Genomic DNA, 26119 nt, shown 5'->3' on the forward strand with positions numbered 1-26119 from the left:
CATCCTTGCCTGTTCAGATGCCGCGACAAGCCGCGCTGAAATCGACCATTGATGTTTGCGTCAAAATGTGATCGTTAGCGCTAACAAAGCCCAGTGCGCCGGATCGGCGCGACACAGAATGAATTCTGGAGGAAGAAGATGTCTCACTCAGTTGCAATTAACGGTTTCGGTCGCATCGGTCGTGGTGTGCTGCGGGCCCTTATGGAGAACCAGATTTCGGATGTCGAAGTGACTGCTATTAACGATCTGTCGACCCCGGAGACACTGGCACATCTTCTGAAATACGACAGCGTGCATGGTCGCTTTAAGGCCGACGTAGAGGTCAAGGGCGATGCGCTGGTTGTCAATGGCAAGAGCATTCAGGTCACCGCCATTCGCAACCCGGCGGAACTGCCTTGGGACGGTGTCGATGTGGCGATGGAATGCACGGGGCTTTTCACTGCTCGCGAAAAGGCGGCGCAGCATCTGGAAAACGGATCACGCCGCGTGCTGATTTCGGCGCCGGGCGCGGGTGCGGATCGCACCGTTGTCTACGGTGTGAACCACAAGGACATGACCAAGGACGACATCGTCATTTCCAACGCCTCCTGCACCACGAACTGCCTGGCCCCGGTGGCCTATGTGCTGGACAAAGCCTTTGGTATCAAGACCGGCTACATGACCACGATCCACGCCTATACCGGCGACCAACCTTCCCATGACGCGCCGCACAAGGATCTCTATCGCGGGCGAGCAGCTGCGGTGTCGATGGTGCCGACCTCTACCGGGGCGGCCAAGGCGATTTCGCTGGTGCTGCCGCATCTTGAGGGACGCCTTGAAGGCTCTGCCATCCGTGTGCCGACACCGAATGTTTCGTTGGTCGATCTGGCCTTCATGCCCGAAAAGCCTGCGACCAAGGAGGCCATCAACGCGGCGATGAAAGAGGCCGCCGAGGGCGAGCTGAAAGGGGTTCTGGCCTACGAGACGGATTCGACCGTCTCCATCGACTACAACCACGACCCGCATTCCTCCAGCTTTGCCGCGCCGCAGACCAGCGTGACGCAGGACGGTCTGGTGCGTGTTGTCAGCTGGTATGACAATGAATGGGGCTTTGCCAACCGGATGATCGACACGGGTCGCAGGCTGGCGGAACTCTCCAAAACCTGACGTGCTGTCTGACCCGTCCAGGGACCGGAAGGAACCGAGATGACACTGAATGACACGATTGCCCGCGTCACTGACCGGATCATTGAGCGGAGCGAAGGACCGCGCGGAGATTATCTTGCGCGGATGAACGCGGCGCGCACAAAGGGACCGGCGCGCGGCCATCTCAGCTGCAGCGGTCAGGCGCATGCCTATGCCGGGGCGGGCCCGGATCAATCCGCGATGGTTACTGAGCAGGCCCCAAATCTGGCCATTGTGACCACCTATAACGACATGCTGTCCGCGCATCAGCCCTTTGAGCGCTTTCCGGAACTGATCCGCGAGGCGGCCCGCGCGGTGGGGGCCACGGCGCAGGTGGCGGGCGGCGTGCCGGCCATGTGTGACGGGGTGACCCAGGGCGAGCCGGGCATGGAGCTGAGCCTCTTTTCCCGCGATCTCATCGCCATGGCGACCGGCATTGCGATGACGCACAACACCTTTGACGCCGCGGTCTATCTGGGCGTTTGTGACAAGATCGTGCCTGGGCTGATCATTGCCGCGCAGACCTTTGGCCATATCCCGACGGTCTTCCTGCCCGCCGGGCCGATGACCTCTGGCCTGTCGAATGAGGAAAAGAGCCAGGTCCGTCAGAAATTTGCGGCGGGCGAGGTCGGGCGTGACGCGCTGATGCAGGCGGAAATGGCGGCCTATCACGGGCCGGGCACCTGCACCTTCTACGGCACGGCCAACACCAACCAGATGCTGATGGAATTCATGGGCATGCACCTGCCGGGGGCCAGCTTTGTCACCCCGAACACGGAAATGCGCGACGCGCTGACGCGGGCGGGGGCACAGCGGGCGCTGGCGCATTCCGATCTGGGCGATGATTATCTTCCGGTCTGCGATGTGCTGGATGAAAAGGCCTTTGTGAACGGTATCATCGGGCTCAATGCCACGGGCGGGTCGACCAACCTGCTGATCCATCTGGTGGCCATGGCGCGCGCGGGGGGGATCATCCTTGACTGGCAGGATTTCTCGGATCTGTCCGAGGTCACGCCGCTGCTGGCGCGGGTCTATCCAAACGGGTTGGCGGATGTGAACCATTTCCATGCCGCTGGCGGTCTGGGCTACATGATCCGCGAGCTTCTGGGCGCGGGGCTGCTGCATCCTGATACCAAAACCGTGGGTGGGGGTGGTCTTGAGGCCTATACGCAAGAACCGAAACTCAAAGGCGGCGACGTCGTCTGGGAAGAGGGCACGGCGCAGAGCCTCAACGAAAAGATTCTGCGTCCGGCAGCGGACCCTTTCCAGCCAACGGGCGGGCTGAAACGTCTCAGCGGGTCGCTGGGCAATGCGGTCATGAAGGTTTCCGCTGTGAAACCCGAACATCAGATCGTCGAGGCTCCGGTGCGCGTCTTCAACGATCAGGAAGAGGTCAAGGCGGCCTGTAAAGCACGGGAGATCGAAGAGGACACGGTAGTCGTGGTGCGGTTTCAGGGCCCGAAGGCCAACGGCATGCCGGAACTGCACAGTCTGACGCCGGTGTTGAAGAACCTGCAGGCACGCGGGATCAACGTGGCCCTGGTGACCGATGGGCGGATGTCCGGTGCCTCCGGGTCGGTGCCCTCGGCCATCCATGTCAGCCCCGAAGCGCTGGACGGCGGCGCCATTTCCAAGCTGCAGGACGGTGATATCCTGCGGGTCGATGCGGTGAAGGGCGATCTGGAGATCGTCACCCCCGGCGTGCTTGACCGCGACCCTGTCAGGATCAATCTTGGCGCCAATGAATTTGGCCTCGGGCGCGAGCTTTTTGCCCAGTTCCGGCGGTCGGTCGGCACGGCGGACACCGGCGCCAGCGTGCTGTTTTAGGAAAGGACGACTCCATGACCCCGCAAGAGGCGAGCAAACGCGCCCGTGAAATCTGTGCGCTTGCGCCTATCGTGCCTGTGCTGGTGGTGCAGAACAAGGCCCACGCCCGGCCGCTGGCCGAGGCGCTGGTTGCGGGCGGGTTGCCCGCGCTGGAGGTGACCCTGCGCACTCCGGCAGCGCTTGAGGTGATCGCGGAAATGGCGCAGGTGCCCGGTGGCGTTGTCGGTGCGGGCACCCTTGTCACACCGCAGGACGTCCGCGATGCCAAGGCGGCGGGCGCGACTTTCGGTGTGTCACCGGGGGCGACGGATGCGCTGCTGGAGGCCTGTGAGGCCGAAGACCTGCCACTGCTGGCCGGAGCCGCGACGGCTTCCGAGGCGATGCGTCTCTTTGAGCGCGGTTATGACATGCTCAAGTTCTTTCCGGCTGAGGCATCAGGCGGCGCGCCAGCCCTCAAGGCGATTGGTGCCCCCTTGCCGCAAATCGGGTTCTGCCCCACTGGCGGGGTCAGCCCGTCCAACGCGCAAAGCTATCTGTCGCTGCCCAATGTGATCTGCGCCGGGGGCAGCTGGGTTGCTCCAAGCGATCTGGTGATCCGTGGCGATTGGGCGGGGATCGAAGCCCTGGCGCGCGATGCGAGCAAGCTCGCGGCCTAAAGAGCGCAGAGGCGCGGCCAACTGGCGGTGCGCCAGTGTAAGAAAAGACAATCGGGGAGCAGGAAGATGATTTTATGTTGCGGCGAAGCGCTGATCGACATGATCCCGATGGTCTCCACCGATGGGCAAACCAGCTTTACCCCCCACGCCGGTGGCGCCGTTTTCAACACGGCCATCGCGCTGGGGCGTCTGGGGCATGTCACCGGTTTTGTCACCGGTCTCTCGCATGATCTCTTTGGTCAGCAACTGACGCAGGCGCTGGCAGAGAGCCACGTGGACTGCAGCCATGTGATCCGCTCCGATCTGCCGACCACGCTGGCCTTTGTGCAGCTTACCGAGGGTCAGGCGCGCTATACCTTCTACGATGAGAACACCGCCGGGCGCAGCCTAACACCCGATCAGCTGCCGGACCTGCCGGAGGCGGTGACAGCGCTCTACTTTGGTGGCATCAGCCTGATCAGCGAACCCTGTGCGGAGTTCTACGCGGCGCTGGCCGAACGGGAAGCGGATCGCAGGGTGATCATGATCGACCCCAACATTCGCGCCGCCTTTGTGAAGGACGAGGCCCGATACCGCGCCCGGCTGGCGCGCATGATTGCCGTGGCCGATATCGTGAAAGTCTCGGACGAAGACCTTGAATGGATCATGCAGGACGGCGAGACCCTGACCGAAAAGGCACAACTGATTTGCGCCGCCGGACCGCATGTCGTCATCGTGACGCGCGGTGCTGATGGGGCCTCGGCCATCTTTGCGGGTGGCGTCACCGTCGATGTTATGGCGCAGAGAGTGGCCATCGTCGATACGGTCGGCGCAGGCGATACTTTCAACGCAGGCGTTCTGGCCAAACTGGCTGAAAGCGGGCTCCTGTCAAAACAATCGGTCACCCGCACCGGCCCACAAGAGATAACAGAAGCCTTGGCGCAAGGCGCCGCCGTCGCCGCCGTGACCGTGTCCCGCGCCGGGGCCAATCCCCCCTGGGCCCACGAGCTTTGAGAAAATCGGTGTCGTCCTGCCCCTAAAACCGCTAGAAAAAGAAAACCCATTTCATCCGGCGCGTCGTGCGACTGGTGAGCCGTAAAAAGAGACCTGATGTCCGCTATGAGTATCCCCCCTGTTTCCCCGTCAGAATTCAGCGCAGACATCCTGCGCCATCTCAAACATTCGCTGGGCAAGGATGACAGCCATGCCTCGCTCTATGACTGGCGCATGTCGCTGTCGCTGGCGCTGCGGGACCGCGTGGTCGATCCGTGGTTCGAAAGCACGCGCAAGACCTATGAAGCGCGGGGCAAGCGGGTGTATTACCTGTCGATGGAATTCCTCATCGGGCGGCTGATCGAGGATGTCGCGGTGAACCTCGGGCTGGATGCGGTGGCAGAGGCCGCGCTGACCGATCTGGGTCAGGATTACGCGGCCGTGGTCGCGAATGAGCCGGATGCGGCACTTGGCAACGGCGGGCTGGGGCGTTTGGCGGCCTGTTTCATGGATTCGCTCTCGACGCTGGGCATTCCGGCTTACGGCTATGGCATCCGCTACGAACACGGGCTTTTTGAGCAGCACTTTGAGGATGGGGCGCAGAGGGAGACGGCGGAAACCTGGCTGTCGCAGCGCCACGCGTGGGAATTCGAGCGGCCAGAGGTCAGCTATCCCATCGACTTCGGCGGTCACGTCTTTGAGGAGAACGGCAAGACCATCTGGCGATGCACTGAAACGGTCATGGCCTCGGCCTATGACACGCCGGTGATCGGCTGGCAGGCACAGTGGGCCAATACCCTGCGCCTCTGGGCTGCGAAACCCACCACCGCCTTTGATCTGGCGAGCTTCAATCGCGGGGACTACATCGCCGCCAGCGCGCCCGAAGCTTTGGCGCGCACGATCAGCCGGGTGCTCTACCCGGATGACACGACGGACATCGGCAAGGAACTGCGGCTCAAGCAGGAATACTTCTTCACCTCCGCCTCGATCCAGGACCTGTTGCGGCGCTTCCTGAGCGAAGGCGGTGATCTGAAGGAATTGCCAGATCACGTCGCCATCCAGCTCAATGACACGCATCCGGCCATCGCGGGCCCGGAACTGGTGCGGTTGTTGATGGACGAACACGGGTTTGACAATGAGGCCGCGATCAAGAGCGCGAGGGGCTGTCTCGCCTATACCAACCACACGCTCCTGCCCGAAGCGCTGGAGCGCTGGCCGGAAGAGCTTTTCATCCGCATCCTGCCGCGCCACCACCAGATCATCCAGATGATCGAGGCCGCACATCTTTCGGAAACCGGCAGCGCCGTGCGTATTCTGGAGCATGGCGAGGTGAAAATGGGTGAGCTGGCCTTTGTCATGGCGCACCATGTGAACGGGGTCTCCGCGCTGCATTCCGATCTGGTCAAGGAAACCGTCTTTGCTGATCTGCACCGGGATTATCCCGGGCGCATCATCAACCAGACCAACGGGATCACGCCGCGCCGCTGGCTGTATTCCTGCAACCCGCCCCTGCGCAACCTGATCAATGAGACCATCGGCACCTCCTGGCCAAACGACCTGCAGCAGCTGGACGGGTTGGCCGCGCATGCCGGTGACCCTGCGTTCCTCGACGCCTTTCAGGCGGCCAAGGACAGCAACAAGGCGCGACTGTCGAACTGGCTCAAAGACCACGGGGGCCACGCGTTGGACCCCGAGGCGATGTTCGACGTCCAGATCAAGCGCATCCACGAGTACAAGCGCCAGCTGATGAACCTGCTGGAGACCGTGGCGCTGTGGAATGAGATCCGTGACAATCCCAACGCGGATTGGACCCCGCGGGTCAAGATTTTCGGCGGCAAGGCGGCCCCCGGCTATGTGGTGGCCAAGCAGATCATTCATCTGATCAACGATGCCGCCAAGGTGATCAACGCCGATCCGGCGACCAAGGACGTGCTGCAGATCGTCTATCCGGAAAACTACAATGTCTCGATGGCGGAAATCCTGATCCCCGCCACGGATTTGTCCGAACAGATCTCCACCGCAGGCAAGGAGGCCTCGGGCACCGGCAACATGAAATTCGCCCTGAACGGCGCGCCGACCATCGGCACGCTGGATGGGGCCAATGTCGAGATCCGCGACTGTGTAGGGGCCGATAATTTCTTTCTCTTCGGTCTGACGGCGGCCGAAGTGACCGCCCGCCGGGCGGAGCCCGACTACGCCCGCCGCGCGATCGAGGCGAGCCCGCGTCTGGCGCGGGTGCTGTCGCAGATCGACAGCGGTGTGTTCTCACCTGGCGACCGGGGGCGGTATGGCGATCTGGTGCAAGGGCTCTGGAACCACGACTACTTCCTCGTGACCTGCGATTTCGACAGCTATTTTGACAGCCAGCGTCAGGTCGATACCGCTTTTGCCGACAAGGTCGGGTGGACCCGGATGGCGGCCCTGAACACCGCCCGCGTCGGCTGGTTCTCCTCCGACCGGACCATCAGCGGCTATGCCCGCGACATCTGGAACGCGCCCAGCCTCATCGCATCAAGAACGTCACGCAAGGATGTGGCCTAGAAAGGAAATCGTTTGGCTCTGACACCGCAGGACGCAGAAGACATCGTTGCAGGCCGTCACGGGGATCCGTTTTCCGTCTTGGGACTGCATCAGGTTGAGGGCAAATGGGTGGTGCGCGCCTTCGTACCCGGCGCACAGAGCATCGAAGCGATTGATCCGAAGACCGGGAGCAGGATCACCACGCTCCTGCCCGTAGACAGCGCGCAGGGGCTGTTTGAGGGCGCGGCCCCCCGGCGCAAGAACCGGTTCGCCTACCATCTCAGCGTGACGCGCGATGGTCACCAGTGGATCGCCGATGACCCCTACCGGTTTGGACCGGTGATGGGGGAATGGGACGAATACCTCATTGGCGAAGGCACGCACCGACAGCTCTGGCATGTGCTGGGCGCGCATGTAAGGGACCATGAAGGCGTGGCCGGCACGCATTTTGCCGTCTGGGCGCCGAATGCCGCGCGGGTTTCGGTTGTGGGGGATTTCAACACCTGGGACGGGCGGCGGCACCTGCTGCGTCGCCGGGGCGCCACCGGGGTCTGGGAGATTTTCATCCCCGGCGTGGGCGAGGGGGCCGTCTACAAGTTCGAGGTGCTCGACAGCAATCACCACCTGCTGCCGCAAAAGGCGGACCCGGTGGGCTTCGGCTCGGAACACCCGCCACGCACCGGCTCCGTCGTGCGCCAGATCAACGGGTATAACTGGCCGGACGCGGGCTGGATGACGAAACGTGCCGCCAAGCAGCGCTTTGACCAGCCGATTTCTGTCTACGAGGTGCATCTGGGCTCCTGGCGGCGGGTGCCTGAGGACGGCAACCGTCCGCTCAGCTATCTGGAACATGCCGAGCAGCTGGTGTCCTACGTCAAGGATCTGGGCTTTACCCATATTGAACTGATGCCGATCTCGGAGTTTCCCTTTGACGGGTCCTGGGGCTACCAGCCGGTGGGCCTTTTTGCCCCTACGATCCGCCACGGCACCCCGGATGAGTTCCGCGCCCTGATCTCGGCCTGCCACGCGGCAGAGATCGGTGTGATCCTCGATTGGGTGCCGGGGCATTTCCCGGAAGATGCGCATGGGCTGGCGAAATTCGACGGCACGGCGCTTTATGAACACGCCGATCCCAAGGAAGGGTTTCACCCCGACTGGAACACGATGGTGTTCAACTATGGGCGTGCCGAGGTCTCCAACTACCTGATCGCCAACGCGCTTTACTGGTTGCAGGAACATCACGTGGACGGGCTGCGGGTCGATGCCGTCGCCTCCATGCTCTACCGCGACTACAGCCGCAAGGAGGGCGAATGGATCCCCAACAAGGACGGCGGGCGCGAGAACCTTGAAGCGATTGCCTTTCTGCAGAACATGAACACCACGACCTATGGCGAGGTCGAAGGCATCATGACCGTGGCCGAGGAATCCACCGCCTTTCCGGGCGTGAGCGCGCCAACGGATGCAGGCGGCTTGGGCTTTGGCTTCAAGTGGAACATGGGCTGGATGAACGACACGCTCAGCTATATGGCCGAGGACCCGGTGCATCGGAAGTTCCACCATTCCAAGATGACCTTTGGGCTGCACTACGCCTTTTCGGAGAATTTCATCCTGCCGCTCAGCCATGACGAGGTGGTGCATGGTAAAGGCTCGATGCTGGACAAGATGCCGGGCGAGGGCCCGGAGAAATTCGCCAATCTGCGGGCCTATTACGGGTTCATGTGGGGCCATCCGGGCAAGAAGCTGATCTTCATGGGCAGCGAGTTTGCGCAAGGGGCGGAATGGAACCACGACAGCAGCCTCGACTGGCACCTCCTGGATGTCGATCTGCACCGGGGCGTTCAGACACTGATACGCGATCTCAATGCGCTCTACCGCGCGCATCCGTCCCTTCACACGCTGGACGCAAAGCCCGAAGGCTTTGAGTGGATCGAGGAAAACAGCGGTGACGAATCCATCTTTGCCTGGGTGCGTCGTGGCACCGGCGACACAACCGCCATGCTGGTGGTGTCCAACTTCACCCCGGTCACCCGGACAGAACGCCGCATCGGCGTGCCGGAACAAGGTCACTGGGTCGAGCGTTTGAACACGAATTCGGAATTCTACGGCGGTGATGGCCGTGGCAATATGGGCGGTGTCCGGAGCGAAGAGATTGCTGCGTCGGGGAGGGCGCAGTCGATCCGGATCACGCTACCACCGCTGACGACCCTCTTCTTCGAAGTGGAGCGTGGCTGACGCCCCGGGAAAAGGGGCGCAAAAGACAAAAATGGGAGGACAATCAATGGACCGAGAAACGCAAAGGCTTGCACAGCAGACGATGGCCTTTGTTCTGGCCGGGGGCCGGGGCAGCAGGCTGTACGAGTTGACCGACAGGCGCGCCAAACCCGCGATGTATTTCGGCGGGAAAAGCCGGATCATCGATTTTCCGCTCTCCAATGCGGTGAACTCCGGGATCAGGCGCATCGGTGTGGCCACGCAGTACAAGGCGCACTCGCTGATCCGGCATCTGCAGCGCGGCTGGAGTTTCTTTCGCGCGGAACGCAACGAGTCGCTCGATATCCTGCCCGCCTCGCAGCAGCTTGATAACGAGAACTGGTATAAGGGTACGGCCGATGCGGTTGCCCAGAACAGGGACATCATTCAGGGCTACGGGCCCAAATACATCGTGATCCTCGCGGGCGACCATATCTACAAGCAGGACTACGCGATGATGATCCGTCACCACGTGGAAAGCGGCGCGGATGTGACCGTGGGCTGTATCGAGGTGCCGCGCATGGAAGCCACCGGGTTCGGGGTGATGAAAGTCGATACCGAAGACCGCATCCTCGATTTTGTCGAAAAGCCCGCGGATCCCCCTCCGATGCCGGGCCACCCGGATCACGCATTGGCCAGCATGGGCATCTATGTGTTCGAGACGGATTACCTGTTCAAGCTGTTGGATGAATGCGCAGGCAGCGAAGGGTACAATCACGATTTCGGCGGCGATGTCATCCCGCGGATCGTTCGGGAGGGCAAGGCCATTGCGCATCCGTTCAGCCGCTCCTGCGTACGCTCAGGGATCGAGGAGAAAGCCTATTGGCGCGATGTTGGTACGGTCGATGCCTTCTGGCAGGCGAACATCGATCTGACGGACTTCAAACCCGAACTTGACCTTTATGACAACGAATGGCCGATCTGGACCTATTCCGAGCTGACGGCGCCTGCCAAGTTCATCCACAACGAGGAAGGGCGGCGCGGCCACGCGGTCTCCTCCATGGTGTCTGGGGGCTGCATCATTTCGGGGTCGCGGCTGGATCAATGCCTGCTTTTCACTGGTGTGCGCACCCATTCGTTTTCGCAACTGGATGGTGTCGTGGCCTTGCCGTACGTGGAGATTAACCGGAACGCCCAGCTTCGCAATGTGGTGATTGACAGGGGGGTCGTCATCCCGCAAGGCCTCGTGGTAGGCGAGGATGCGGAAGAGGACGCCAGACGGTTCCGGCGCACGGCAAACGGCACCTGCCTCATCACGCAACCGATGATCGACAAACTGGACCTCTGACGTGAAAATTCTCTTTGTTGCCTCGGAATGCGCGCCCTTCGTGAAGACCGGCGGGCTGGCGGATGTGATTGGCGCGGTGCCCAAGGCGTTGGCCCCCCTCGGGGTCGATGCCCGGGTGATGCTGCCCGTCTATCCCGCGTTGCAGGCCCTGGCAGCAAAGGGAAAAGAAGTGTGGGTCTCGGACGACCTTCAAGGCGGACCCGCACGCCTGCTATCGTGCCAGGCAGAGGGGCTTGATTTGTTGCTGCTCGATGCGCCGCATCTTTTTGATCGTTCGGGGAATATCTATCTAGGAGCCGATGGGCAGGACTGGCCCGATAATGCGCAGCGTTTCGGCGCCCTGTCTTTTGTCGCTGCCGAGGTCGCGGCGGGTGGCTTCACGGATTGGCGCCCTGACGTGGTGCACGCCCATGACTGGCAGGCCGGGCTGGTGCCCGCTTATCTGCGGCAGAAGGACGGCCCCGTGCCGCCCACGGTTCTGACAATCCACAACATCGCGTTTCAGGGGCTTTTCGATCCCTCGCTCATGACCTCGCTTGGCCTGTCCTCCGCGCATTACACACCGGAGGGGATGGAGTATTTTGGACGTATCGGCTTTCTGAAGGCGGGTCTTGCTTTTGCCGACAAGATCACCACCGTCAGCCCCACCTACGCGCGCGAACTCATGCAGCCGGAATTCGGCATGGGGCTGGAGGGTCTGCTCCGGGCGCGAAACACGGATCTGACCGGCATCCTCAACGGTATCGATCTGGACGCATGGAACCCCGAGACGGATGCCGCGCTGGTGGCCCCTTACTCTGTGAGAAGCCTGAAGAAGAAAGCAAGCAATCGCGCCGAGGTGTTGAAGCGGTTTGATATGGAAGCTGAGGGGAGTGGCCCGCTCTTTTGCGTGATCAGCCGCCTGACCACGCAAAAAGGGCTCGATCTGTTGCTGGAGGCGCTGCCGATGCTGGTGGCACGCGGGGCGAAACTCGCTGTGCTGGGCAGCGGAGAGAAAGACCTTGAGGCCGGGTTCATGGCCGCCGCGCGCAGCCACCCCGGCGCGGTGGGCGTGATCATCGGGTATGATGAACCGCTGTCGCATCTGATGCAGGGCGGCAGTGATGCGATCCTGATCCCCTCGCGGTTCGAGCCCTGCGGTCTGACCCAGCTTTACGGGCTGCGCTACGGGACGCTGCCCGTTGTGGCGCGCACCGGCGGGCTGGCCGATACGGTCATCGACGCCAATGAGGCCGCGCGCAGTGCCAAATGCGCCACCGGTGTGCAGTTCGCGCCAGTCACTGCCCCGGCGCTGGAGCAGGCGATCCTGCGGACCTGCGATCTCTTTGACCAGCCGTCTGAATGGGCCGCGATGATGCGCCGCGCGATGCTCCACCCGGTGGGGTGGGATGTCTCGGCGCAGGCGTATAAGGACATCTATGCATCGTTGCTGGATGCACGCACGCTGCAGGATTGACCGCCATGGACCGTGACATCACCGCCGGCAGCCCGATGCGCATGGGCGCGCATTTCGATGGCGAAGGCGTTAACTTTGCCGTGTTTTCGGCCCATGCGCAAAAAATGGAGCTTTGCCTGTTCGATCCGGTGGGCCAGCGCGAGGTCTCGCGCCTGTCCCTGCCGGAACGCACGGGCGATATCTGGCACGGCTACGTTGCGGGGGTGAAGCCCGGCGCGGTCTACGGATACCGGGCATATGGGGCCTATGCGCCGGATCAGGGACACAGGTTCAATCCGCATAAACTCCTGCTCGACCCCTATACCAGGGAGTTGGCAGGGCAATGGGTCAACGATTCCGCGACGCTGGGCTATGACGCGGCAGCCCCGACCGGCGATCTGTCCTTTGATCAACGGGATTCCGCGCCCTTCGTGGCGAAATCCGTGGTGTCCGATCCCTCTACCTTTGCGCCCATCACCCATCCCCTGCGCCGGGCGTGGGATGAAACGCTGATCTATGAAGCCCATGTCAAAGGCGCGACGCAACAGCACCCGCAGGTGGCCGACGCCCTGCGTGGCAGCTACGAGGGGCTGGCCTCGGACGCGGTGATTGAGCATCTGCACAAACTGGGCATCACCGCGATTGAGCTTTTGCCGGTGCATGCCTTTCTGAACGACGCCTTCCTGCTGGAAAAAGGGTTGGTCAACTACTGGGGGTACAACACGGTCGGCTTTTTTGCGCCCGAACCCCGATACTTCGGTCCACAAGGACTTGCAGGCTTTCGCACCATGGTGCGCCGCTTTCACGACGCGGGGATCGAGGTGCTGCTCGACGTGGTTTACAACCACACGGCTGAGGGGGATCATCGCGGTCCCACCTTGTCGTTCCGCGGCCTCGACAACGCATCCTACTACCGGTTGATCAGCGGTCAGCCGCGATACTACGTGAACGACACGGGCACGGGCAACACGGTCAACCTGTCCAATCCTTACGTACTGCGTATGGTCATGGATTCCCTGCGGTTCTGGGTGGAGTGCATGGGCATCGACGGGTTCCGCTTTGATCTGGCAACGACCCTTGCACGGGAAGATCACGGGTTCGACCCGCACGGCGGCTTTCTGGATGCTTTGCGTCAGGATCCGACCTTGGCAGGGGTCAAGATGATCGCAGAGCCCTGGGATATCGGACCGGGCGGCTACAGGCTGGGTCAGTTCCCGCCAAAGTTCGGGGAATGGAACGACGCCTACCGCGATACCGTCCGCCGGTTCTGGAAAGGCGACACACACAGTGCCCAGGAACTGGGCGCGCGGCTTCTGGGCTCGGCGGGTGAGTTCGACCGGGGCGGACGCCGGGCGTGGTCGTCGGTCAACTTTCTGGCCGCGCACGATGGGTTCACGCTGGCGGATGTCACGCGTTACAACCAGCGCCACAACATGGCAAATCTCGAAGACAACCAGGACGGGCACAACGCCAATTATTCCGACAATTGCGGCGTGGAAGGGCCGAGCGCCGATCCGGCCATTGAGGCCCGACGCCAGCAGCGCCAGCGCAACATGCTGGCCACGCTCTTCCTGTCACAGGGCACGCCGATGGTGCTGGCAGGCGATGAGTTCGGCAATTCGCAGGTTGGCAACAACAACGCCTATTGTCAGGACAACGAAACCGCCTGGCTTGACTGGGACACAGCAGATCAGGAGATGATCGATTTCGTGGCGGAGCTGTCGGCCTTTCGCAAACGGCACCCCGCGCTGCGTCAATCGCGGTTTCTGCATGCCGCTCAGCGCCCTGCCGATGGGCTACCGGATGTGGTCTGGTCGGATTTCGAAGGCCATGCGTTGAACTGGCGTGACCCGGGGTTGTCGAGCCTCTGCGTCACCTTCCGCTGTTCCGCCGAAGCCGCCACGCAGGTGGCGCATGATGACACCGTCTTTATGATCTTCAACCGCGCGGAGACGCCTGCGGATGTGTCGGTCCCGGCACCGCCCGCCGGCCGCCAGTGGCGTCATGGCATCGACAGCGCCGGGCAGGTTGTAGCGGGCGCGGCGGTCACCGAAGATCGGATCGCGGTCGCGGGGCCGTCGGTCATGGCCCTGGTTCTGGTGCCGGAAGACGCCCCCCTATGACTGCGGATCGGAGCCTTGCGGCGCTCGCCAGCTTTTGCGGCGTATTCGACCGATTTCTCGATCTGGAAGGCGTGATGCGCCCGACCAGTCCGGATACCCAACGTGCCTTGCTCCGAGCAAACGGTCTGGATGTCGGATCAGAGGTCGCCGTGCGCGACACTCTCGCCGCGCTTCAGGCGGAGCAGGAGGAACGTCTGATCCCGCAGGAGATCGTGGTGACCTGCGATACCCCAAACGTGCTGCGGTGTGAGGGTACGGTGGACTGGCACCTGACGTTGGAAGAGACCACGCGCCCCTTTGCCCAGGGCAAGTGCGATGGCGAGATAGCCCTGCCGCCGCTGCCAGCTGGCGTGCACCACCTGCATATCCAGTCAGGTAAGCTCCGCCAGACCACCACGGTCATCGCTGCCCCGGCGCGCACACCGTCCCTGCAGGAAAGCGCAAGGCAAGAGCGTTGCTGGGGCGTTGTGGCACCGCTTTATGGTCTGCAGTCGCGGCGCAATGCGGGGTTGGGTGATTTCGAAGACCTCGCACAGCTGGCCGAGGGGTTGGGCGCACAAGGCGCTGGATTTCTGGGCATCAACCCGGTGCACGCGCTGGGATGGGCAGCGCAAGACACAATCAGCCCCTACTCACCAAGCCACCGCGGCTTTCTGAACACGGCGCATATCGCGCTGGATCGCCTGCCGGGGCTGTCCGATGGCGCACCGCCGTCCAACGAGGACGGCCCTCTGATTGACTACGCAGCACATTCTCAAACCCATCGCGCCGCCTTGCGGACGGCCTTCAATCAGTTCCAACAGAGCGCATCGGACGCGGAGAAGGAAGCGCTGACCCGGTTCACACAAGAGGGCGGCGCGGCGCTGGAGGCTTTCGCGCTTTTCGAAGACCTGAGCACCCGTTTGGGGCAGGACTGGCGGCACTGGCCAGAGGAAAAGCGCACGCCCGAGGCGGCACGCGCCAGCGGGTCGGCGTCGGACGCCAGCTTTCACCTCTGGCTACAATGGGTGGCCGATCACCAACTGCAAGAGGCTCAGAGGCGCGCGCAAGAAGAGGGCATGGCGCTGGGGCTTTACCTCGATTTGGCCGTCGGCGCGCGTCTGGACGGGGCAGAAGCCTGGGCCGCCGCCGACACGCTGGCGCAGGGCGTATCGCTGGGCGCGCCACCGGATCACCTCAGCCCGGCTGGACAGAACTGGCAGCTGGCGGCCTATGCGCCCCTTAAACTCGCCGCCCGGAACTACCAGCCCCTGCGGCAGGTGCTGCGACAGGTCCTGCGGCATTGCGGCGTTTTGCGGCTCGACCATGCACTTGGGCTCAACCGCAGCTATTGGATCCCCGAGGATGGCAGCCCGGGCGGATACATCCGGCAGCCGTTTCAATCGCTCATGGCGTTGATTGCGATCGAGGCACAGCGCGCGGGTGTCGTGATCGTCGGCGAAGATCTCGGGCTGGTCCCCGACGGGTTTCGCGACACCATGGCGGCAAAGGGGTTTTACGGCTACACCGTGCTGCAATATGAGAAAACCAAGGCAGGTCGCTTTCGCAAGGCACAGGACCTGCGCCCCCAGTCGCTGACCTGTTTCGGCACCCATGACACGCCGACGATCCGGGGGTTCTGGACCGGGTGCGACATCGAGTGGTGGCACCGGCTTGACTGGATCGACGATGCGGGCCAAGGCAAAGCGCAAGAAGAACGCAAAGCCGAAAAGGCCGATTTGCTGGGCGTGCCTGACGCGCAGCTGACACAAAGAGATGCCCGTGATCTGCGGGACAAAGTGCATTGTGATCTTGCTCAGGGGCCGGCAGCGCTGGTGGCCGTGCAACTGGATGACGTATTGGGCGTGGAGGAAGCGCAGAACCTGCCGGGCACGATTGACGCGCACCCCAACTGGCGGCGCAAAATCCCGGTGGACGTCCAGGAGATTGCCACGCAGGATGTGATGAAAAAGACCGCGCAGATCATGGCTAACGCCGGGCGCAGCGGGTTAAAGGCGAAGACGCGAAAGGAATTTCCATGACCATTCAGACCATTTCCAAAGGCCCGTTCGAGGGGCAGAAACCGGGCACCTCAGGTCTGCGCAAGAAAACCCGCGTGTTCATGGAACCGGGATATCTGGAATGCTTCGTGCAGGCGACCTTCAACGCCATCGGCGGCGCGGCGGGCAAGAGTTTCGTGATCGGCGGCGACGGGCGGTATTTCAACCGCGAAGCGATCCAGATCATGCTCAAGATGGCGGCGGCAAATGGCGCTGCGCGCGTGATCGTGGGGCAGGGCGGGCTGCTGTCTACGCCTGCGGTGTCCAACCTGATCCGCCAGCGGCAAACCGATGGGGGCTTCGTGCTGTCTGCCAGCCACAATCCGGGCGGGATCGATGCGGATTTCGGTGTGAAGTACAATGTCAGCAACGGCGGCCCCGCGCCGGAGGCCATCACGCAGACGATGTTTGACCAGACACAGACCATCGACAGCTACCGGATTCTGGAGACGGCTGATGTCGATCTCTCCACATGCGGCACGTCGTCGGCGGGCGACATGCAGATCGAGATCGTCGACCCTGTCACGGATTATGCCGCGCTGATGGCAAAGCTCTTTGACTTCGATAAAATCCGCGCGCTCTTTGCGGGTGGTTTCACGATGCGCTTTGACGCCATGCATGCGGTGACCGGCCCCTACGCCACCTCCATTCTGGAAAGGGTCTTGGGCGCGCCAGCGGGCACCGTGATCAACGCGGTGCCCAGTGAGGATTTCGGCGGCGGCCACCCCGACCCGAACCCGGTCTGGGCAAAGACGCTGATGGATGAGATGATGTCCGACGCGGCCCCCGATTTCGGCGCAGCCTCGGACGGCGATGGTGATCGCAACATGATCGTGGGGTGTGGCGTCTATGTGACCCCGTCCGACAGCCTCGCGGTGCTGGCGGCAAACGCGCAGCTGGCACCGGGCTACGCGCAGGGGCTCGCCGGTGTCGCACGCTCCATGCCGACCAGTGCCGCCAGCGACAAGGTGGCCGAACGTCTGGGTCTTGCCTGTTTCGAAACGCCCACGGGCTGGAAGTTCTTTGGCAATCTGCTGGACGCGGGCAAGGTGACGCTCTGCGGTGAGGAGAGTGCGGGCACAGGCTCTGATCACGTACGCGAGAAGGATGGTCTCTGGGCGGTGCTGTTGTGGTTGAACATCCTGGCGGAGCGCGGCCAGTCGGTTGCCAGTATTCTGGCCGATCATTGGGCCACCTACGGGCGCAACTACTATTCGCGCCACGACTACGAGGCCGTGCCGACCGAGGCGGCAAATGCCTTGATGCAGGGCGTGCGCGACCAGTTGGGCGCGCTGGCCGGGACCACAATTGCCGGTCTTGAGGTCACGGGTGCGGATGAGTTTTCCTATCACGATCCAGTGGATGGATCGGTCAGCCACAATCAGGGCCTGCGGCTCTGGTTCGCGGGCGAAGGGCGGGCGGTTCTGCGGCTCTCGGGGACGGGGACCGAAGGCGCAACCCTACGGGTCTATCTGGAGCAATATGCTGCGCCTGAGGCGGATCATGGTCTCACCCCCGATGTAGCGCTGCGCGCCGTGCGCGATGCGGTGGTGGAGATCACCGGCATGCAGGCCTATCTGGGACGGATCGAGCCGGATGTGAAAACCTGATCGGATTGCGCCTTTCTTGACAGGGCAGCACGGCTGACCGAACCTGACCCCGGACCTGTCACAGCCGGAGTTGCCAGATGATCAGCCAGGAATTGAATGATACCCTGACCCAATCGGGCCCGGGCACCCCTGCGGGCGAGGTCATGCGGCGCTATTGGCAGCCCGCTGCCCTCTCTGATGAACTGGCGGGGACCCGACCGGTGGTGCCGGTAAAGCTGCTGGGCGAGGACCTCGTACTTTTTCGCGATAGCGAGGGGGAGCTGGGCCTGATCGAGCGGGCCTGCCCGCACCGGGGCGCGGATCTGTGCTACGGGCGGCTCGAAGACAACGGGCTGCGCTGCCCGTTTCACGGCTGGCACTTCGACCGCACCGGTCAATGCGTTGAACAGCCCGGCGAGCCCGAAGGCTCCCAGATGCACAAGCAGATCAGGAACAAGAGCTACCCGGTGATCGAGCGCAACGGGATCGTCTTTGCCTATATGGGCCCGGGCGACCCGCCACCGCTGCCGGGGTTCGATTGCTTTCGTGCGCCGGACAGCCACGTCTTTGCCTTCAAGGGGCTGTGGGAGTGCAACTGGCTGCAGGCGATGGAGGTCGGCATCGACCCTGCGCATGCCTCCTTCCTGCACCGCTTCCTGCAGGATGAAGACCCCGCCGACAGCTACGGCAAGCAGTTCCGCGATACTGCGGCCAATACGGATATCCCGATGACGAAGCTGCTGCGCGACTACCCGCGCCCCGACATCAGCGTGGAGGAGACCGACTATGGGCTGCGCCTGATCGCCCTGCGTCATCTCGACGATGGCCGCACCCATGTGCGCGTGACCAACCAGATTTTCCCGCAGGCGATTTCCATCCCCATGAGCCGCGAGATGATCATCACGCAATGGCATGTGCCGCTCGATGACAAGCGCTGCTATTGGTATTCGATGTTCACCAGCTTTACCGACCCTGTGGACAAGGAAAAGATGCGGGATCAGCGGTTGAAGGAACACCGCCTGCCGGACTACGCGCCGCTCAAGAACAAGCGCAACAATTACGGCTACGACCCCCAAGAGCAGGCGGGTGAGACCTATACCGGCATGGGGCTGGATATCAACGTGCATGACCAGTGGGCGGTGGAAAGCCCGGGGCCGATCTTTGACCGGACGAGGGAGCATCTGGGCAAGACGGATGTGGCGATTGTGCGGTACCGGCGCATGTTGCGTGCGGCCATGGCGGCCTTGGCGCAGGGGGATGCGGAGAGCTTGCCGATGGGCAATGGGCGGGACCCGGCCATGGTACAGGGACCGATCAGCAATGACACCATCGCGATGACCTCTGACTGGAAAGCGGCCTATACCGCCAGCGATGCAGAGCGGCGCGTAGGCTGCACCGGCTGGGACGCGACGATCACCTGACGGCGTTTTTCGCGTGACGGACCCGGAGACGGCGGGCTAGGCTCCCCCGGGGACAGGAGGATATGTGAGCGGGAATGCGGGGATTTCGCAGGGCAGGCTGGCGCTAACCGGTTTGCTGGACGCAGATGCGGTGGCAGCGGCAGAGGCATTGTTGGCCGATCTGCAGGGTAGCGATCTGGAAACGGTGCGCGTTCTCTTTCCCGATCAGCATGGGGTGTTGCGGGGCAAGACCCTTGTGGCCTCGGCGCTGGCTTCGGTCTTTACCGCTGGCGTCTCTGTCCCCTCGACGCTCTTTCTGAAAGACACCTCGCACCGCACCGTTTATCCGGTCTGGGACGGCGCAGGCGACAGCCCGGTTCAGGGGGCGGGCGATGTGCTGCTTGTCCCTGACCCGTCGACGTTTCGGCACCTGCCACATGCACCGGGGTCTGCGTGGATCCTCTGCGATGCGGTGATGAAATCCGGCGCGGCCCTTCCCTTTGCGCCGCGCACAGTTCTCCGCCGTGCGGTGCAGGCCCTGACGGGCGCAGGCCTGCAGATACAGGTGGGGCTGGAGGTGGAATTCCACGTTTTCGAGATCACCGACCCTGCACTGAACCACGCAGATGCCACGATGCCGCCTACGCCGCCGGACACGCGCAACCTCGCTCCGGGCTACCAGTTCCTGACAGAGACGCTTTACGCCCGGCTGGAACCCGTCTCCGAGATGCTGCGCCGCGCCCTTCAGGCCATCGGATTGCCCCTGCGGTCGATGGAAGTAGAGATGGGGCCCAGCCAGCTGGAGTTTACCTTCGATCCGGCGGACCCGATGACCCATGCGGATAACCTCGTGATGCTGCGCACACTGGTCAAGGAGGTCTGCGCCCAGGAAGGGCTGCATGCGACCTTTATGAGCCGGCCAAAGGTGGCCAACGGCTGCGCCTCCGGCTGGCATCTGCACCAATCGCTTTTCGACACGATGGGCACGCCCCTGATGATGCCACAGCTGGACGGGACACTCAGCGCTCCTGCGGCAGGCTGGATTGCCGGGTTGCTGGACCATGCCGCCGAAAGCTGCCTGCTGACCACGCCGACGGTCAACGGCTACAAACGCTATCAACCCTACAAGCTGGCGCCCGACCGGGTGGTCTGGGGGCATGACAATCGTGGTGCCATGCTGCGCGCGATCATGGCGCCGGGCGACCGGGCCTCGCGCATTGAAAACCGTGTGCCCGAGAGTGCGGCCAACCCGTACTATGCCTTCGCCAGCCAGATACTCAGCGGGCTGGACGGCCTGACCCATGGGCGCAGGCCGCCACCGCCCGTCGAAAACCCGCACGACGCCGGCGCAGAGGCCTTGCCGCGTTCCCTCGGCGCTGCCATTGATGCCTTTGAGACATCGGCGTTCTACCGCACGGCGCTGGGTTCGGAGGTCGTGGACTATCTGGTCCGGATCAAACGGGCCGAGTGGGAGCGGTATCTGGCGCATGTCTCGGATTGGGAACAGGCAGAGTATTTCGGGTTATATTGATGCGTTTTTATGGATGGGTTTTGGGGGTGATGATCGGCTCGGCAGCGGCGGCGGACTTGCCCGCGCCGGTGACAGATGCCGATTTCATGCCCCTCGATATGGATCAGGTCCGTCTGGGCCAGATGCTGTTTTACGATCCGATCCTGTCGGGCAATCGCAACATTTCCTGTGCCACCTGCCACCACCCGAAATTTGCCACTGCAGATGGCGTGGCCTTGTCGCTGGGCGAGGGGGCCGTGGGGCTCGGCCCGGATCGCAAGGTCGCGAGGGATAACATTCCCGAACAGCGTATCCCGCGCAACGCGCCCGCGCTTTTCAACCTCGGCGCACGTGAGTTTACCGTCATGTTCCATGATGGCCGCATCGAGGTGGACCCCGACAAGCCCGGCGGTCTGCGCACGCCCATGGGGGCGGAGATGACCCAGGGGTTTGCCAACCTCCTGTCCGCCCAGACGATGTTCCCGGTGCTCAGCGCTGATGAGATGGCCGGTCATTACAGCGAAAATGACATCAGCCAGGCGGTACGGCAGGGGCGTATCACCGGGCCGGATGGCGCATGGTCCAGGCTCAGCGCAAGGGTGGCGGAAACCCCCGGATATGCTCCCTTGGTCGCGGCCGCGTTTCCAGAGGCGGAGGCGCTGACCTTCACGGATATTTCGGATGCCATCGCCGCCTTTGTCGCCTTTGAATGGCGCGCGGATGGCAGCGCCTTTGACGCCTATCTGCGCGGCGAGACGACGTTGCCGCCGCAGGCCCAGCTGGGCATGGACCTCTTTTATGGTGCGGCGGGCTGCAGCGCCTGCCACAGCGGCCCTTTTCAGACGGACCACGGGTTCCACGCCATGGGCGTGCCGCAGTTCGGGCCGGGCAAGGCGGCGCGGTTCGAAAGCCATGCACGGGATGTGGGGCGCATGCGGGTGACCGGGCGGGACGACGATGCTTATGCCTTCCGCACGCCCTCCCTGCGCAACGTGCTGCACACCGGACCTTACGGGCACACTGGCAGCCATGCCGATCTGAGGCAGTTCATCGCGGACCATATGGCCGGGAGGGACGCATTGGACCGCTTCGATCCAACGTCGGTGACGCTCCCTGATTTGCCCGGCGCGGAGGATTGGCGGCACATGGACGACCCGGCAGAGCAGGCGGCCTTGCGGGCTGCCGTCACCCTGCCGCCGCAAGGCCTGACCGCCGATGATATTGCTGCGCTGGTTGCGTTTCTGGCGGCGCTGGACGACACGGTTGCCCTAGAGGGGCGTCTGGGCGTGCCGGATGCCGTGCCGAGCGGGCTGCCCGTCGATCGCTAGGGGCGTAGGGTCTGGCGCTGATTGACGGCCAAATCCCGGTGCTGCGTGATCTGCCCATTCGGCCATGTGATGGTCACATCGGCGGATGTCGCAGCCCCCAGCCCGAAGTGCATTGGCACCGCTTGCCCGCCCGCGTGGCCGCCGCCCACGGTCAGCTCCTGCACTTGCGTCACACCGCCAGCGGTGAGTTCGACAAGCGCGCCCACGGCACGGGTGTTGGCGCCCTCCATCCGCAGCTCAAGCGCCAGCCAATGGCCCGCGCCTTCGGTCACATTACGATAAAGCTCCATCGGCGCGCGCCGGTTCACCACCACCAGATCGAGCCGCCCGTCGCCGTCCAGATCGGCAAGGGCAGCCCCCCGTGACCGCGCCACCGTGGCAACACCCGCCTCAACCGAGTGCTCCTTAAACGTGCCGTCGGCCTGCTGAATGAGCAGCGTGTTGGGGTCTTCCATAGCCAGTCCTGGCATCTGATCCACATTGCCCTTGGCGATGAACAGATCAGGTGCTGCGTCATTGTTCACATCTGCAAATTCGGCATGCCATCCGGTCGAGGGGCGCCCGTCATCGCCCACATGTGGCCGTTGTGCGTAGGTGCCAAGGCCAAAGGGCGCGCGGCTGTACAGCCCGTCTTCGCCAGCGATCTGCATCAACTGATCACCCATGGAGGTCAGCATCACCTCGGAACGTCCGTCGCCGGTGATGTCCCGGCTGGCGATGCCCATGCCCCAGAGGCGCACGGTTTCCCACCCATCGTCCGGCCCGAGAAAACGCCCCATCGCCAGATCGTACATCTGTTCAGACCCGTCGCGCACATAGTAGTGACGGTCGTTGGAAATACGCAGCCGCTTGGTACGGCTGGCATCCCGCGCAAAGAGCATGGAGAGCGCGCAGTGCCCCGGAGAGAGAGGGCTGGCGGTAAAACCGTCGCCCTGCCAGCGATGCAGGCTGTTGTCGTCACAGGCCTCGAAAGGGCCCTCGGTGTCATCGCGGTCCACGTAGTTTCCAATGGCCAACACCGGGCCCGAGACCTCCCATGTCGCCGAAAAGGCGGTGGACCAGGCGTCGCCACCGTCAAAGCCCAAGGTCTCGTTCGCGGGGGTAAAGCCGCAGGCACCATCACCATGCAGCAGTTGGTTTTCGCCCACGCGCAGCAGCATCACGTCCAGATGCCCGTCACCATCCACGTCGAGCGGATAGGCTCCGGTGGTTCCAATAAAGTTGGGCAGGGGGGCGGTGATAAATTGCATGGCCCCCTGATTGATCATCAGCGTGGCCGGGCTTTCACCGCCTGCCGCCAGCAGATCGGGCAGGGCGTCCCCATTACAATCAAAGACAGCCACACCGCCGCCGACAAAATGCTCCCACCCGCCGGTGTATTGATGCGGCGGCAGGTTGGACGAGAGGTCCTCGAACAGCACCTCGGCGCCGGCGGATTGCGCCAGTAGGCAAAGCAGCAGCGCCCTCATCCACGCCCCTCCGCCATCGCATCGGCAATTTCCGACAGCGCCAGGGCCGCAGCCCCATGGGCCCACATCAGATCACCCCAGGCATGGGTTTCGACCTTTTGCGGGGCGGCATCCCGGTTCAGCGTCAGCGTGTGCATTTCGCGCAGCACCTCATCGGCGTAGAGGTAGTCATACTGCATCCGCTCGCCCGAGAGGATGATCAGTGGCGGATCGAAAAGGTTCACCAGATTGGCCAGCCCCAGCGCCAGAAACCGACCCGCGCGGCGGAAAATCACCCGCGCGGCTTCGTTCCCGGCCTTCGCCTGCTCGTAGAGCTGTTGCAGCATCACATCCGGGGCGGTTGCGTCCGAATTCGACGGATCAAGGGCCGTGGAGGCCTCGCGCACCAGCGCATAGTCTGCGATATAGGCCTCAAGGCACCCGCGCTGGCCGCACTGACACAGCGCGCCATCCATCTGAACCTTGGTGTGGCCCAGTTCCATGCCCAGCGAGCGGGCGCCGCGGTAGAGCCGGTGATTGATGACCAATCCCATGCCTACGCCCTGTTCGATGGTGACCACGGCGAAATCCGCCATGGCGCGTCCCTTGCCGAACCAAAGCTCGGCGAGCGTGACGAGGTTGGCGTCATTGTCGACCGCCACCGGCACGCCAAAAGCATCCTCCGCAAGCGCCCGCAGGGGTTTGTCCGCCTCGGTGAGCAGGGGAGACCAGACCATCTGGCCGCTGGCGTGGTCGATCATGCCCGGCATGCCGAGGCCGATGCAGGCGATATCGGCGCGCACCAGCCCGGCCTCCTCCAGCAGGGCATCCAGCACCTGACCGGTCTCGGTCAGGATCTGCTCAATCGAGCGTCGTTGCGGGGTACAGGCGAGGCTCGCCTGTGCCAGCGGCTGGCCTGCTGCGTCCACCAGAAGCGCAGTGTGCTGGGCGCGCGCCAGTTTGATCCCGACCACATAGCCCGCATCCGGTTGCACCGACAGTGCCACGGGCGGTCGCCCGCGGGAGGTGCTGCGCGTGGCATCGCTGCCTTCCTGCAAGAGGCCAAGGTCCAGCAGCTCACCCACCAGCGTGGTGATGGAGGCCGGGCTCACTTTCAGCTGTTTGGCCAGATCGATGCGTGAAATCTGTCCCGCCGAGCGGACTGATTCAAAAACGCGGTGACGCAGAGAGGTGCTGGGTGCCTCCGACTCAGGGCGAATCGGGCCGCATCCTACCGGCGCATCCCCGAGATCAGGCTGTGAAATCTCCACGTTCATTTATTCACACCCCGAAAATAACAATGTAAAAAAGACGGAATTTTCATGAAAATCCGCCGATAAATCAGGATATGCCCGATATTTTGGCTCGTACTGCATAAATTTATTTTGACAGCTGAATTAAAACAGTCAATCCTTTTGCGCATGCCAAGTTAGAAACGGGCATCAACAGTCAACAGAACTGTCCCATCGGGAGGATACTATGAAGAAGATGATGATTATGGGCGTGGCCGTCTCGGCAGCCCTGAGTACAGCGGCCTTTGCGCAGGATCTGACGGTCGGCGTGAGCTGGTCGAACTTTCAGGAAGAGCGGTGGAAAACAGATGAAGCTGCCATCAAAGCAGCACTGGAAGCCGCAGGTGCCGCCTATATCTCGGCGGATGCGCAGGCCTCTGCAGCTAAGCAGCTCACCGATGTGGAAGCGCTGATCGCGCAAGGCGCTGACGCGCTGATCATCCTTGCGATGGACAAGGATGCGATTGGCCCCGCCGTTGACAAGGCCGATGCAGAGGGCATCCCGGTTGTGGGCTATGACCGTCTGATCGAAGACGATCGCACCTTCTACCTGACCTTTGACAACAAGGGCGTGGGCCGGATCATCGCCGAAACCGTGACCGCCGCTCAGCCGTCGGGCAACTTCGCGATCATCAAGGGCGACAAGGGTGACCCGAACGCGGGCTTCCTGCTGGAAGGCATGATGGAAGTGATCGGCGACAAGGTCGAGAGCGGCGAGATCAAGATCGTCGGCGAGGCCTTCAGCGATGGCTGGAAGCCGGACAACGCGCAGAAAAACATGGAGCAGATCCTGACCGCGAACAACAACGAAATTGACGCGGTTCTGTCCCAGAACGACGGTATGGCCGGTGGCGTGATCTCGGCGCTGTCTGCACAGGGTCTGAGCGTGCCGGTCGGCGGACAGGACGGGGACCATGCTGCTCTGAACCGCGTGGCGCGTGGTGAGCAGACTGTATCAGTCTGGAAAAACTCCCGCGAATTGGGTGCCGCGGCAGCCGAGATCGCCGTTGCGATGGCCAATGGCACCGCGATGGCCGACATCGACGGGGCTGTGAAGTGGTCCGGCGGCGAGAACGGTGTGGAGATGACCGCCATCTTCCTCGAGCCGACCCCGATCACCAAGGACAACCTGAGCGCGGCCATCGATGCGGGCCATATCGCGAAGGACAAGGCCTGTGTCGGCGCCATGGATGGCGTTGACGGCTGCTGATCCTTGACGATCTGCCGGGCGCGCACTGCCGCGCCCGGCTCTTTCAACTTTCTACAGTGCCTGATCTG

At 63.0% G+C, this 26119-nt stretch carries 17 protein-coding genes; 15 read left to right on the forward strand and 2 right to left on the reverse strand.

All coding sequences use genetic code 11. The features are described 5' to 3' along the window. Positions 1-138: 138 nt before the first annotated feature. The 14 genes from gap (at position 139) to Q1A52_RS09600 (ending at position 22101) form a co-directional block, all read left to right on the forward strand. The gene (gene gap, locus Q1A52_RS09535) at positions 139-1146 is read left to right on the forward strand and encodes a type I glyceraldehyde-3-phosphate dehydrogenase (RefSeq protein ID WP_300014044.1); all 1008 of its coding nucleotides are present in this window, start codon (positions 139-141) and stop codon (positions 1144-1146) included. Between the two features lie 39 nt (positions 1147-1185). Further along, entirely contained in the window at positions 1186-2991 is a 1806-nt protein-coding gene (gene edd / locus Q1A52_RS09540) for a phosphogluconate dehydratase (RefSeq protein WP_300014047.1), read from the forward strand. Positions 2992-3005: 14 nt separating this feature from the next. Then, positions 3006-3647, forward strand: coding sequence for a bifunctional 4-hydroxy-2-oxoglutarate aldolase/2-dehydro-3-deoxy-phosphogluconate aldolase (eda, locus tag Q1A52_RS09545; RefSeq protein ID WP_300014050.1), 642 nt, complete (start codon positions 3006-3008; stop codon positions 3645-3647). A 66-nt stretch (positions 3648-3713) separates the two neighbouring features. Next, entirely contained in the window at positions 3714-4640 is a 927-nt protein-coding gene (locus Q1A52_RS09550) for a carbohydrate kinase (protein ID WP_300014054.1), read from the forward strand. Between the two features lie 96 nt (positions 4641-4736). Further along, entirely contained in the window at positions 4737-7160 is a 2424-nt protein-coding gene (locus Q1A52_RS09555) for a glycogen/starch/alpha-glucan phosphorylase (protein WP_300014057.1), read from the forward strand. A gap of 12 nt (positions 7161-7172) precedes the next feature. Further along, positions 7173-9371, forward strand: a complete 2199-nt coding sequence (gene glgB / locus Q1A52_RS09560; RefSeq protein WP_300014060.1) for a 1,4-alpha-glucan branching protein GlgB — start codon at positions 7173-7175, stop codon at positions 9369-9371. A gap of 46 nt (positions 9372-9417) precedes the next feature. Further along, positions 9418-10677, forward strand: a complete 1260-nt coding sequence (glgC, locus tag Q1A52_RS09565) for a glucose-1-phosphate adenylyltransferase (RefSeq protein WP_299777228.1) — start codon at positions 9418-9420, stop codon at positions 10675-10677. 1 nt (position 10678) lies between these two features. Next, positions 10679-12133, forward strand: coding sequence for a glycogen synthase GlgA (glgA, locus tag Q1A52_RS09570; protein ID WP_300014063.1), 1455 nt, complete (start codon positions 10679-10681; stop codon positions 12131-12133). A 5-nt stretch (positions 12134-12138) separates the two neighbouring features. Further along, on the forward strand, positions 12139-14235 hold the full coding sequence (gene glgX / locus Q1A52_RS09575) for a glycogen debranching protein GlgX (RefSeq protein ID WP_300014068.1): 2097 nt from the start codon (positions 12139-12141) through the stop codon (positions 14233-14235). Continuing rightward, a complete protein-coding gene (malQ, locus tag Q1A52_RS09580) occupies positions 14232-16256 on the forward strand; it encodes a 4-alpha-glucanotransferase (RefSeq protein ID WP_300014071.1) in 2025 nt (674 codons plus the stop codon). Before glgX ends, malQ begins: the two co-directional genes overlap by 4 nt. Then, positions 16253-17884, forward strand: coding sequence for an alpha-D-glucose phosphate-specific phosphoglucomutase (locus Q1A52_RS09585; RefSeq protein WP_300014074.1), 1632 nt, complete (start codon positions 16253-16255; stop codon positions 17882-17884). Before malQ ends, Q1A52_RS09585 begins: the two co-directional genes overlap by 4 nt. 77 nt (positions 17885-17961) lie before the next feature. Beyond that, positions 17962-19284 (forward strand): aromatic ring-hydroxylating dioxygenase subunit alpha, encoded by a 1323-nt coding sequence (locus Q1A52_RS09590; protein ID WP_300014080.1) that lies wholly within the window; start codon positions 17962-17964, stop codon positions 19282-19284. 64 nt (positions 19285-19348) lie between these two features. Then, entirely contained in the window at positions 19349-20794 is a 1446-nt protein-coding gene (locus Q1A52_RS09595) for a glutamine synthetase family protein (RefSeq protein WP_300014083.1), read from the forward strand. Further along, a complete protein-coding gene (locus tag Q1A52_RS09600; RefSeq protein ID WP_300014086.1) occupies positions 20794-22101 on the forward strand; it encodes a cytochrome c peroxidase in 1308 nt (435 codons plus the stop codon). The genes Q1A52_RS09595 and Q1A52_RS09600 overlap by 1 nt, the downstream gene beginning before the upstream one ends. On the opposite strand, the gene Q1A52_RS09605 is transcribed toward Q1A52_RS09600, so the two are convergent. After that, entirely contained in the window at positions 22098-23570 is a 1473-nt protein-coding gene (locus Q1A52_RS09605) for a CRTAC1 family protein (protein ID WP_300014089.1), read from the reverse strand. The two genes, Q1A52_RS09600 and Q1A52_RS09605, sit on opposite strands and share 4 nt — an antisense overlap. Beyond that, positions 23567-24826: an ROK family protein gene (locus Q1A52_RS09610; protein ID WP_300014092.1), complete on the reverse strand. Its 1260-nt coding sequence runs from the start codon at positions 24824-24826 to the stop codon at positions 23567-23569. The genes Q1A52_RS09605 and Q1A52_RS09610 overlap by 4 nt, the downstream gene beginning before the upstream one ends. Positions 24827-25028: 202 nt before the next feature. On the opposite strand from Q1A52_RS09610, the gene Q1A52_RS09615 reads away from it, so the two are divergent. Beyond that, positions 25029-26051 carry a substrate-binding domain-containing protein gene (locus tag Q1A52_RS09615; protein WP_299777208.1) on the forward strand — a complete coding sequence of 341 codons (1023 nt, stop codon included), beginning with the start codon at positions 25029-25031 and terminating at the stop codon, positions 26049-26051. Positions 26052-26119: the final 68 nt, after the last annotated feature.

The organism is uncultured Roseobacter sp., from assembly GCF_947488185.1.
GTDB lineage: Bacteria > Pseudomonadota > Alphaproteobacteria > Rhodobacterales > Rhodobacteraceae > Roseobacter.

Coding starts and splice junctions, on each gene's coding strand:
- Q1A52_RS09605 (WP_300014089.1), bottom strand. CDS start 23,570: ATGAGGGCGCTGCTGCTTTGCCTACTGGCGCAATCCGCCGGCGCCGAG.
- Q1A52_RS09550 (WP_300014054.1), top strand. CDS start 3,714: ATGATTTTATGTTGCGGCGAAGCGCTGATCGACATGATCCCGATGGTC.
- Q1A52_RS09615 (WP_299777208.1), top strand. CDS start 25,029: ATGAAGAAGATGATGATTATGGGCGTGGCCGTCTCGGCAGCCCTGAGT.
- eda (WP_300014050.1), top strand. CDS start 3,006: ATGACCCCGCAAGAGGCGAGCAAACGCGCCCGTGAAATCTGTGCGCTT.
- gap (WP_300014044.1), top strand. CDS start 139: ATGTCTCACTCAGTTGCAATTAACGGTTTCGGTCGCATCGGTCGTGGT.
- Q1A52_RS09610 (WP_300014092.1), bottom strand. CDS start 24,826: ATGAACGTGGAGATTTCACAGCCTGATCTCGGGGATGCGCCGGTAGGA.
- Q1A52_RS09585 (WP_300014074.1), top strand. CDS start 16,253: ATGACCATTCAGACCATTTCCAAAGGCCCGTTCGAGGGGCAGAAACCG.
- Q1A52_RS09555 (WP_300014057.1), top strand. CDS start 4,737: ATGTCCGCTATGAGTATCCCCCCTGTTTCCCCGTCAGAATTCAGCGCA.
- edd (WP_300014047.1), top strand. CDS start 1,186: ATGACACTGAATGACACGATTGCCCGCGTCACTGACCGGATCATTGAG.
- malQ (WP_300014071.1), top strand. CDS start 14,232: ATGACTGCGGATCGGAGCCTTGCGGCGCTCGCCAGCTTTTGCGGCGTA.
- Q1A52_RS09600 (WP_300014086.1), top strand. CDS start 20,794: ATGCGTTTTTATGGATGGGTTTTGGGGGTGATGATCGGCTCGGCAGCG.
- Q1A52_RS09590 (WP_300014080.1), top strand. CDS start 17,962: ATGATCAGCCAGGAATTGAATGATACCCTGACCCAATCGGGCCCGGGC.
- glgX (WP_300014068.1), top strand. CDS start 12,139: ATGGACCGTGACATCACCGCCGGCAGCCCGATGCGCATGGGCGCGCAT.
- glgC (WP_299777228.1), top strand. CDS start 9,418: ATGGACCGAGAAACGCAAAGGCTTGCACAGCAGACGATGGCCTTTGTT.